Origin of the sequence: Pseudoalteromonas sp. AOP7-A1-14 (assembly GCF_052376275.1) — a bacterium.
Classification (GTDB): Bacteria; Pseudomonadota; Gammaproteobacteria; order Enterobacterales; family Alteromonadaceae; genus Pseudoalteromonas.
Genome location: NZ_JBQSVO010000028.1, coordinates 22,337 through 31,719 on the forward strand (window position 1 = coordinate 22,337; position 9,383 = coordinate 31,719).

Consider the following 9,383-nt stretch of genomic DNA (forward strand, 5'->3'; position numbering starts at 1 on the left):
TAATTCCTTACTATCGTTTATTTACTTACCTACTTTAAGGATAGCTAAGAATGCATCTTGTGGTATTTCGACGTTACCAAGCTGCTTCATTCGCTTTTTACCTTCTTTTTGCTTTTGTAATAATTTCTTTTTACGACTGACATCACCACCATAACATTTTGCGATAACGTTTTTACGTAACTGTTTAACCGTTGTACGAGCAATAACATTCGGACCAATCGCGGCCTGAATTGCAATATCAAACATTTGACGTGGGATCAGTTCTTTTAATGCATCAGCTAATAAGCGCCCACGTGATTGTGAAAGATCACGATGTACAATAATCGCTAGCGCATCAACACGTTCACCGTTAATTAAAATATCAACTCGGACCATATCTGACTCTTGAAAGCGCTTAAAGTTATAATCAAGAGAAGCAAAGCCACGACTGGTTGATTTTAACTTATCAAAAAAGTCCATCACCACTTCAGCCATTGGTATCTCGTAGGTCACTGCTACTTGCTTTCCATGATAGGTCATCTTAGTTTGCATACCGCGCTTTTCAACACACAGCATAATAACATTACCTAAGTATTCTTGCGGCACTAATATATTTGCTTCAACAATAGGCTCACGAATTGAGATAATATCATTAACGGGAGGCAAATCTGACGGGTTATCAACCTGGCTAATTCCTTCTTTAGTTTCTACCTCATAGATAACCGTTGGTGCAGTTGTGATAAGGTCAATATCGTACTCACGTTCAAGACGTTCTTGAATAATCTCCATGTGTAGCATGCCTAAAAAGCCACAACGAAAACCAAAACCAAGTGCAGTTGAATTTTCTGGTTCGAAAAATAAAGATGCGTCATTCAGACTTAATTTGTTCAATGCATCACGGAACGATTCATAATCATCTGATGAAATTGGGAACATACCAGCATAAACTTGTGGTTTAATTTTTTGAAAACCCGGTAAACGCTCAGGAGCTGAGTTTTTAGCTAGAGTGATTGTATCACCAACAGGTGCGCCATGAATTTCTTTAATACCAGCAATAACAAAACCAACTTCACCAGTGCTTAATACACCTGTGTTAGTTTGTTTAGGAGTGAAAATCCCCACTTTATCAGTAAGGTGAACCTGCTGATTCGACATAATTTTTATTTTATCGCCAGTGCGTAATTCACCGTGCTTAATACGCACCAACGAAACAACGCCTTGATATGGGTCAAACCATGAATCAATGATCAATGCTTGCAGAGGTTTATCTTTATCGCCTATTGGTGGTGGGATATCGCGTACGATCATTTCCAATACTTCCTCGATACCAACACCTGTTTTAGCACTACAGCGCACAGCATCTAAAGCATCAATACCAATAATATCTTCGATTTCTTCAGCAGCACGAAGTGGTTCAGCTTGCGGTAAATCTATTTTATTAAGTACCGGAATAACCTCTAAATCCATTTCAATAGCGGTGTAACAGTTAGCTAGTGTCTGCGCCTCAACACCTTGTCCAGCATCAACAACCAGTAAGGCGCCTTCACAAGCTGCTAAAGAACGTGATACTTCATAAGTAAAATCAACGTGTCCTGGTGTATCGATAAAGTTAAGCTGGTAGGTTTCACCATCACTTGCTTTATAATTTAGAGTTACACTTTGTGCCTTGATGGTAATACCGCGCTCACGCTCAATATCCATCGAATCCAACACTTGTTGCTGCATTTCACGGTCTGTTAAACCACCACACACTCGGATCAAGCGGTCAGAGAGTGTCGATTTACCATGGTCGATATGGGCTATGATCGAAAAATTACGGATATGCTTCATAAACTGGATTCTAAACTTCTTTTAGTGGACTAAGTGTATAAGACGGTAATTTTACATTTAATTGGCCTCAATCTCCATCTATTTGCGTTAAAGGAATGCTGATTGGATGAATTTTTATTATTTTAATCTCATGTTGTATGCTCTTAACTCGGGTTTTAGCCAGCATATAGCCTACAAAGCCGCCCATTATTGCGGCTATAATTTGCCACAACTCAGGCAGTGAAAAAACTCCTGCTGTTATCAATGCAAAACCCAGACTAAACAATAATGGCAGCATATAAACTGCAAAAGCGTGTTTTACAACATGGCTATCATCAAGCGCTAAGGTAACTTTTTGGCCAATTTCTAGTGGAGCATCAAACTTATAGGGAAAGGTTTTCTTCGCAGTGCCAAACAATTTACTAAATACTTGCGAGCCACAACGGCCATTACAGCCTTCGCATGCTTGCTTTTGTTCGGCTTCTAAATAAGCTGTGGTGTCATTAATAGACGCCACAGTAAGGGTTTGTTCAATCATAGTGGTTAGAGGGGTCTAGCAACTGATTCAGCTATCGCCTTTGCTGTGGAGGAAGGGATATTGCCCACCACTGAAACATCGAAACCTCCGCCGTTGTGTACATACACTGTTGTTGCGCCTGACGATAGTGACCCGCTTGGTCGACTTCCTGGAAGTGGTCTTTGAACAAACACAGAAATTTCAACTAAACCATCTGAATATAAATAGTAGTCAGTTAGTTCGTTATTTAAATCAAGTTTATGACGATCTGACTTTAATAAATTAAAACCTTTAGGTATCCAGCCTATTTGCCAATTATTTAGTGCACTTTCGGTTTGAGTTTCTTCGGCATTAAGTGGCAATGGTGTTGGGAAATTACGATTCAGCATTTCTAACAACATCGGGGCAGGCTCTTCTGTAACACTAATTTGGGTAAGCTGAAGCTGCTCAAGCATTTCACCTTGGTGATTTACATACGCTGATTTAAGTAATAATGATGATTCTGTATCAAGCCATAGCCAATAATTAAATTTATGTTCATCTTTAGATTCAATGCGAATTAATTGCGCACCACGACCTGCTATGCGCCCTTTCCCGCCCAACACAAAATCATAGTTAGCACTTAAGCGCTCTATGTTTTTAAATAAAACTTCAGGAATAGGCCCTGCAATTGAGTCGGTATTAATTGAGTACGGTTCAGATTGTGGCTCAAAATAAGTAACTTGGCTGTTCACTCGCACCATTTCCAAGCCTGCACCGTTAAGTAAACTTAAATGCTCTAATTCGGTGGTATCTTGTTTTGCATGTAACCAACGATAAGGTTCCATCGCTTTGCCTTTGACGACCACGAATGAGGCATCAAAATTGCGATTGTGAACCGCATCAGCCATTTTCAGTAACAGCGCTTTGGCTGTATTATCATCGTTGGCTATTGCAGGTGCAATAAGTACCAACGACAGAATAAAAGTAATAACTTTCATTTAATTAGTTTTTTTCCTCGTCACTATGCGACTCAGTGTGAGCTTTTTCAAGTGAATACGCAACTCGGGCTTGGCGTTGATGCTCAAGTACCAATGCACCAATACGTTGCTGTTGTAATTCTCGAAGGCCTTTATCAGCATTATCAAGCGCTGGCTCTGATGAATAACTAACTGGCGACGCAACACCGGTTACCGGCGTTGTTTGCAGCATCGGAATTCCGCTTTCAGTGCCATTTTCGCCCTGTGGCAACGTTTGGATACCCACAATAGCAAACATCGCTACACTTGCTGCAATAGCAAACTGTGCCAAAGGCTTGCGCCATTTAAATGCAACAACGTTGTTTGAACTTTTAGTTGTTTGCTGCTCGCGGCTTTCATTTTTAGAAAAATCAGCATACACAGGCTCTTTTGTCACCGCCTCAGCAACCACATCTGAAATATCCAGAGTAAAAGAGTTTTTTTCCTGTTCGGCACGCATTACATCCCCAACAAGCGCAAAGCGGCCAAAGGTTTCAACCTCTTGTGCGGTAATTTGCTCGTCGGTTAACTGCTGTTCGCCGTCAAGTAACGCGGATAGCTGTTCATTATCCAACTTGTTAACGTGTGCTTTTGTCATACTAAGACTCGCCTATTAATGGGTTAATTTTGTTATCAATTGCTTCACGGGCCCTAAAAATACGCGAACGTACAGTCCCGACTGGGCAATCCATCACCACCGCTATTTCTTCATAGCTCATCCCTTCAATTTCTCGAAGCGTGATTGCGGTTTTAAGATCTTCAGGCAAACTGTCAATGGTACTAAAAATCACTTTGCGAATTTCATCACTTAATAACAAACTCTCCGGAGAAGAATTAGAACGAAGTGCATCAGCACCATCGTAAAATTCAGCATCATCAGCGTCTACATCATTTGCTGGCGGCTTGCGGCCCTGAGCCACTAAGTAATTTTTAGCACAATTAACGGCGATACGGTATAACCAAGTATAAAAGGCGCTGTCACCACGAAAGTTTGGAAGCGCACGATACGCTTTAATAAAAGCTTCTTGTGCTACATCTGCAACATCACCTTGGTTAGACACATAACGTGAAATCAGCCCGGCAATCTTGTTTTGATACTTCTTAACTAATAGGTTGAAGGCGTTTTTATCTCCTTGCTGGACCCTTTTTACTAGCGCTAAATCCAAATCCTGCTCGCTCATTCGAGCCGGTACTCCTATGTCTGATTATTGCTTGTTATTCATATCTTAGCCATTATTTACAAATACTCTGACTACGAGATGAATAAAAAGTTCTGTTTAATATTATTTTTTTGTAAAATAATCACTAAGCGACGAATTAAAATAACTAATAGTATGATGGTAAATATGATACAACTAACCCATCACGATAATATTTTTGCTCTTTGAGCATTGTAACCGCAAAGACCATATACATGAACCAAAATAAACACCACACTACAGATGTAGCTATCATAGGTAGCGGCGCAGCAGGTCTATCATTAGCACTCTCATTAGCTAACCACTGTAACGTGACGGTGATCAGCAAAGGCGTATTAACTGAAGGTTCCACTCTTTATGCTCAAGGCGGAATTGCCGCTGTGTTCGATAAAAAAAATGATAGCATAGAATCCCATGTACAAGACACCCTTGATGCCGGTGCCGGTTTATGTGACCGAGATGCCGTTCATTACACTGCAAGTAGCGCCAAACGATGTTTAAAATGGTTAATAGAACAAGGCGTGCCTTTTGATATGGAGTTTGACAGCAAAGGTAAAGAACGCTTTCATCTAACTCGCGAAGGCGGCCATAGCCATAGACGTATATTACACGCTGCAGATGCAACAGGTCGTGCAGTACAAACCACTTTAATTAGCCAAGTTCAGGCTCATAAAAACATTACTTTATTAGAGCTATATAATGCCATTGATTTAATTGGCGATAAAAAGCTCGATAAAACAGGAAAACATGTCCACGGTATTTATATGTGGAACTTGGCTGAAAAGCGAGTAGAAACTATAGCGGCTAAATTTATTGCTTTAGCCACTGGCGGTGCTAGTAAAGTCTATTTATATACCTCTAACCCTGATGTATCTAGTGGCGATGGTATCGCTATGGCATGGCGTGCTGGATGCCGAGTGGCTAATATGGAATTTAATCAATTTCATCCAACCAGCCTTTATCACCCCGAATTACAAAACTTTTTAATAACCGAAGCAATGCGCGGAGAAGGGGCTTATTTAAAACGCCCTGATGGCACGCGGTTTATGCAAGACTTTGACCAGCGAGGTGAACTTGCTCCGCGAGATATCGTCGCCCGCGCCATCGACTTTGAAATGAAACGCTTAGGTGCAAATTGCGTGTATTTAGACATCAGTCACAAAGATAAAGACTTTATTATTGAGCACTTCCCGACTATTTACGCTAAATGTTTAAGTGTAGGGTTGGATATTTCCAAAGATCCTATCCCTGTAGTACCAGCAGCACACTACACCTGCGGTGGCGTGATGACTGACTTTAACGGTAAAACAGACCTTGATAACCTGTATGCAGTGGGTGAAGTTGCTTACACAGGGCTGCATGGTGCAAACCGTATGGCAAGTAATTCACTGTTAGAATGCATTGTGTTTGCCCACGCTGCAGCGAAAGATATTTTAAGCAAGCTCGACTCAGCCCCAGAATTATTAGCGCTTCCACAATGGGATGAAAGCCGTGTAACTAACTCAGACGAAGAAATCGTAATAACCCATAACTGGCACGAGCTAAGGTTGTTTATGTGGGATTACGTGGGTATTGTCCGCTCAACTAAGCGCCTTGAACGCGCTTTACACAGGGTAGAACTGTTACAGCGTGAAATACATGATTATTACGCAAACTTTCGGGTGACTAATAACTTACTTGAGCTACGTAATTTAGTACAAGTTGCAGAGCTTATCATTCGCTGTGCACTAGAACGAAAAGAAAGCCGAGGCTTACACTACACTATCGATTACCCGAAGCTAAATGACAACGCTATACCAACTATTTTAATACCTTATAGTCACGATGAAGCGTAATAATCCTAGAAGCTAACGCGACTAGAAGCGGTCACTACAAAAATTAACAAGCATTTAAAATTGCTCGCCTTAGGCGAGCGAGGCTTTGTTCATCAATACTATTTACCGTTAATACAAGCCATTGGCGCCTACTTACCCCTTGTACACACAAATAAATATTGTCACCAATAATACATGTTTTAGGGCTGATATTTCCGTTTATCTTGGTCGTGGCATTTGTAAAGTTAATGGCTTGCTGTTCTAGCAGAACGATGCCATCGAGCGGTTGCAAAGATTGTACTTTTTGAATAATAAAATAAGCACTAAAGCTGATACTTATAAGAGCAGTAAGTTGTGCAGTTAAGGTGTGTAAAAATAGCAGGCATAACAATACAAAAGTAACCGCAGCGACCACTATAGGTTTGTGGCCACTGACATTATTGTTTACGGTAAACCTATACACGGACTCGGTCTAAAATAAGCATCACCATTTCTTTAAGCTCTGGATCTTTACATTCTTTATGACCCATAAACCATGCAAACAGATCTGGATCATCACCTTCAAGTAAACGTTGAAATACGGCTTGTTGAGAGGGGGATAGCGAATCAAATGCCTCTTCTACAAAGGGCATAAATAAAACATCAAGCTCTAACATACCACGGCGACAAGCCCAACGAATACGCTGTTTACTATGCAATTCAGTCATTTTTCACCTCTTCTATAATTGTCCGCAGTTTAGCAAATTGCACCCAAATAAACATCAATTAATGAACAGCAGATAAGCAAATAAGGGAAAATATTCGCTTATCTGTACCCGCTAGTATAACTACGTTATTATAGCGCTCTATTTTTTTATCGTAGAAGAAGGTTTTTATGTCGAGTGTTTTTGCATGTCCTTTATCAGATCAACTAATTGAAGTTTCTGGTACCGATAAACTGGCTTATTTACATGGTCAGATCACCCAAGATATAAACAAACTAACCAACGATAACTTTTTGTGGGCAGGACACTGCAGCTCCAAAGGTAAGCTGTGGGGAGTATTTAAATTATTCTCCTACAAAAGCAATTATTACTTAGTGGGTTCAGAGTCTGAAGCAGCGCAAAGCATAAACGAGCTTAAAAAGTACGCAGTATTTTCTAAAGTCGAGATCAAGGCATCTGATCTAAAACTGATAGGTCTATTAGGCGATGACTTAGCTCCTACACTCGCTGAGTTAGGTATCGACTTTACCGAACAAGATGCGATTGACTTTACTCTTGGCAAAGCACTTAAGTTAAGCGACTCTCGCGTATTACTCATACTTGATAAAGACGCTTCACTTCCTGACAGTATTCCAATCCTAGACACTGATTCGAAATGGCAGCAGCAATCGATAATCGCTGGCGAGCCACAACTTAACAGTGACGCTATTGGCGAATACGTACCACAAATGGTTAACCTTCATGCTATTAACGGCATTAGTTTTCGTAAAGGCTGTTATACCGGCCAAGAAACTGTTGCTAGAATGAAATACCTAGGTAAAAATAAACGCGCTATGTTTATCGTCAAAACGACCACCGACAAGCCGCTCGATAACCTTGATTTAGAAGTGCAACGAGGTGAAAACTGGCGTCGCGCCGGAAAGTTAATCTCACAATCTTTTGATGAACAAAGCAACACTCTTTTTGGTTTAACCGTGTTACCAAACGATAGTGATCCTTCGCAATCACTTCGCGCAAAACACGCGCCTGAGGTCGTATTTTCAATCGTACCTCTTCCCTACTCTCTTGAAGACGAATAAATAGGAATGACTATGAAAGTAGCAGCAAATAAAGTGGTAAAAATGCATTATTCAGTAATGGATAATAATGACAACACCATTGATAACTCATTTGGTGGTGAGCCACTTACTCTTATCGTTGGCACGGGTTACTTGATCCAAGGCCTAGAAAGCGCGCTGCTAGATAAAGAAGCGGGCGATAAATTTAGTGCCAGCATTGAGCCTAAAGACGGCTACGGCGAACGTCATGATGAACTTATGCAAGCAGTGCCTAAGTCTTTGTTTGAAGGCATGGAAATTGAAGTAGGTATGCAATTTAAAGCATCTACTGACGATGGCGATCAGTCAGTTATGATCATTGAAATTCAAGACGAAAACGTTATAGTTGATGGTAATCACCCACTATCGGGCATTACCTTAAATTTTGATGTGGAAATTTTAGAGGTGCGTGATGCAACCGAAGAAGAGCTTGCTCATGGCCATGTACATACCGAAGAAAGCTGTGATCACGAACATTAAAAACAGCTAAGTTTACCAACATAAAAAAAAGCGCCAATGGCGCTTTTTTTTATGTTGGTTTTTTTTCAACGTCTTGTGCTGTTAGGTCTGGCTTTGCTGAGGTCTGCTTTGCTATTTTACCTTCAAGTGCAGCGATTAAACCTTGTTGATCATTAGTTCCTAAACGATATTGTGTCCCATCATTTAAAGTTAACTGTACTGCACTAAAACCTGACACGCTATATACCCAACCATCATGGGTAATTCGTAGACCAATACCATGTCGATACGAGTTTTGCACTGCTTTAGCTTCAATTATATCACTTAGCTGCAAGGTTTTTCCCACTACGCCTGGACCAAACGCCCAGCTAATGGTTTGTCTATCGACACGAATTGTTAGGCCATGAAAGAAAAATGCTACCAGTGCTAATATGCCAGTAAAAACCATTAAAGGTTTATCAGCGCCAATCAAGTTCCAAGCTAACGCGACAAAGCCGCCAATCCAGCCCAGTACCACAAAAATAAAAAGGGCATATTGTTTATGTTGATACATTACTTTTCTCTTTTATATTAGGCTCTGCTGACCTTTCAAGGTTGAATTTTCAGCAATTTATTTAGTATTTGGTCAAGGCAGCGTCTATGTGGTTTGGTTATTACCCATAAATAGGCGATAAAGTAGGATCAATACCAAGCAGGGGCAGCCTAAGAACGATTTATTCTTTGATACTCAGTTTTTAATTAGCCCACAAGATTACAAACCTTGCGCCGCGATTAAACCGTCCTTAGTTTGAACGAATTTAAATTCGC

11 protein-coding genes are annotated in these 9,383 nt (G+C 40.6%); 3 read left to right on the forward strand and 8 right to left on the reverse strand.

The genetic code is table 11. The features are described 5' to 3' along the window. Positions 1–21 precede the first annotated feature (21 nt). The 5 genes from lepA to rpoE all read right to left on the reverse strand — a co-directional run bounded on the left by lepA (position 22) and on the right by rpoE (position 4,484). Positions 22–1,809, reverse strand: a complete 1,788-nt coding sequence (gene lepA / locus ACT3RM_RS06740; RefSeq protein ID WP_441834596.1) for a translation elongation factor 4 — start codon at positions 1,807–1,809, stop codon at positions 22–24. Positions 1,810–1,876: 67 nt separating this feature from the next. Then, on the reverse strand, positions 1,877–2,326 hold the full coding sequence (locus ACT3RM_RS06745) for a SoxR reducing system RseC family protein (protein WP_441834595.1): 450 nt from the start codon (positions 2,324–2,326) through the stop codon (positions 1,877–1,879). 5 nt (positions 2,327–2,331) lie between these two features. Further along, on the reverse strand, positions 2,332–3,285 hold the full coding sequence (locus ACT3RM_RS06750; RefSeq protein WP_441834594.1) for a MucB/RseB C-terminal domain-containing protein: 954 nt from the start codon (positions 3,283–3,285) through the stop codon (positions 2,332–2,334). A gap of 4 nt (positions 3,286–3,289) precedes the next feature. Next, positions 3,290–3,901: a sigma-E factor negative regulatory protein gene (locus ACT3RM_RS06755; protein ID WP_441834593.1), complete on the reverse strand. Its 612-nt coding sequence runs from the start codon at positions 3,899–3,901 to the stop codon at positions 3,290–3,292. A 1-nt stretch (position 3,902) separates the two neighbouring features. Then, on the reverse strand, positions 3,903–4,484 hold the full coding sequence (rpoE, locus tag ACT3RM_RS06760; protein WP_441834592.1) for an RNA polymerase sigma factor RpoE: 582 nt from the start codon (positions 4,482–4,484) through the stop codon (positions 3,903–3,905). 233 nt (positions 4,485–4,717) lie between these two features. Between rpoE and nadB the strand changes: the two genes are divergently transcribed. Next, positions 4,718–6,337, forward strand: a complete 1,620-nt coding sequence (gene nadB, locus ACT3RM_RS06765) for an L-aspartate oxidase (RefSeq protein ID WP_441834591.1) — start codon at positions 4,718–4,720, stop codon at positions 6,335–6,337. Between the two features lie 43 nt (positions 6,338–6,380). Here the strand turns inward: nadB and ACT3RM_RS06770 are convergent, their stop codons facing one another. Both ACT3RM_RS06770 and ACT3RM_RS06775 read right to left on the reverse strand, forming a co-directional pair. After that, the gene (locus ACT3RM_RS06770) at positions 6,381–6,779 is read right to left on the reverse strand and encodes a hypothetical protein (RefSeq protein WP_441834590.1); all 399 of its coding nucleotides are present in this window, start codon (positions 6,777–6,779) and stop codon (positions 6,381–6,383) included. Next, on the reverse strand, positions 6,772–7,023 hold the full coding sequence (locus ACT3RM_RS06775; protein WP_441834589.1) for an FAD assembly factor SdhE: 252 nt from the start codon (positions 7,021–7,023) through the stop codon (positions 6,772–6,774). The genes ACT3RM_RS06770 and ACT3RM_RS06775 overlap by 8 nt, the downstream gene beginning before the upstream one ends. 167 nt (positions 7,024–7,190) lie before the next feature. Between ACT3RM_RS06775 and ygfZ the strand changes: the two genes are divergently transcribed. Both ygfZ and ACT3RM_RS06785 read left to right on the forward strand, forming a co-directional pair. Beyond that, positions 7,191–8,099, forward strand: a complete 909-nt coding sequence (gene ygfZ, locus ACT3RM_RS06780) for a CAF17-like 4Fe-4S cluster assembly/insertion protein YgfZ (protein ID WP_441834588.1) — start codon at positions 7,191–7,193, stop codon at positions 8,097–8,099. Positions 8,100–8,111: 12 nt separating this feature from the next. Next, positions 8,112–8,597: an FKBP-type peptidyl-prolyl cis-trans isomerase gene (locus ACT3RM_RS06785; RefSeq protein ID WP_441834587.1), complete on the forward strand. Its 486-nt coding sequence runs from the start codon at positions 8,112–8,114 to the stop codon at positions 8,595–8,597. A 49-nt stretch (positions 8,598–8,646) separates the two neighbouring features. Here ACT3RM_RS06785 and ACT3RM_RS06790 read toward each other — a convergent pair whose 3' ends face one another. Next, positions 8,647–9,129 carry a hypothetical protein gene (locus ACT3RM_RS06790; RefSeq protein WP_441834586.1) on the reverse strand — a complete coding sequence of 161 codons (483 nt, stop codon included), beginning with the start codon at positions 9,127–9,129 and terminating at the stop codon, positions 8,647–8,649. Between the last annotated feature and the right edge of the window lie 254 nt (positions 9,130–9,383).

Bases quoted from the DNA above. Each gene is read 5' to 3' on its own strand.
- ygfZ (WP_441834588.1), top strand. From the start codon at position 7,191: ATGTCGAGTGTTTTTGCATGTCCTTTATCAGATCAACTAATTGAAGTT.
- ACT3RM_RS06745 (WP_441834595.1), bottom strand. From the start codon at position 2,326: ATGATTGAACAAACCCTTACTGTGGCGTCTATTAATGACACCACAGCT.
- ACT3RM_RS06755 (WP_441834593.1), bottom strand. From the start codon at position 3,901: ATGACAAAAGCACACGTTAACAAGTTGGATAATGAACAGCTATCCGCG.
- ACT3RM_RS06750 (WP_441834594.1), bottom strand. From the start codon at position 3,285: ATGAAAGTTATTACTTTTATTCTGTCGTTGGTACTTATTGCACCTGCA.
- nadB (WP_441834591.1), top strand. From the start codon at position 4,718: ATGAACCAAAATAAACACCACACTACAGATGTAGCTATCATAGGTAGC.
- ACT3RM_RS06775 (WP_441834589.1), bottom strand. From the start codon at position 7,023: ATGACTGAATTGCATAGTAAACAGCGTATTCGTTGGGCTTGTCGCCGT.
- rpoE (WP_441834592.1), bottom strand. From the start codon at position 4,484: ATGAGCGAGCAGGATTTGGATTTAGCGCTAGTAAAAAGGGTCCAGCAA.
- lepA (WP_441834596.1), bottom strand. From the start codon at position 1,809: ATGAAGCATATCCGTAATTTTTCGATCATAGCCCATATCGACCATGGT.
- ACT3RM_RS06790 (WP_441834586.1), bottom strand. From the start codon at position 9,129: ATGTATCAACATAAACAATATGCCCTTTTTATTTTTGTGGTACTGGGC.
- ACT3RM_RS06785 (WP_441834587.1), top strand. From the start codon at position 8,112: ATGAAAGTAGCAGCAAATAAAGTGGTAAAAATGCATTATTCAGTAATG.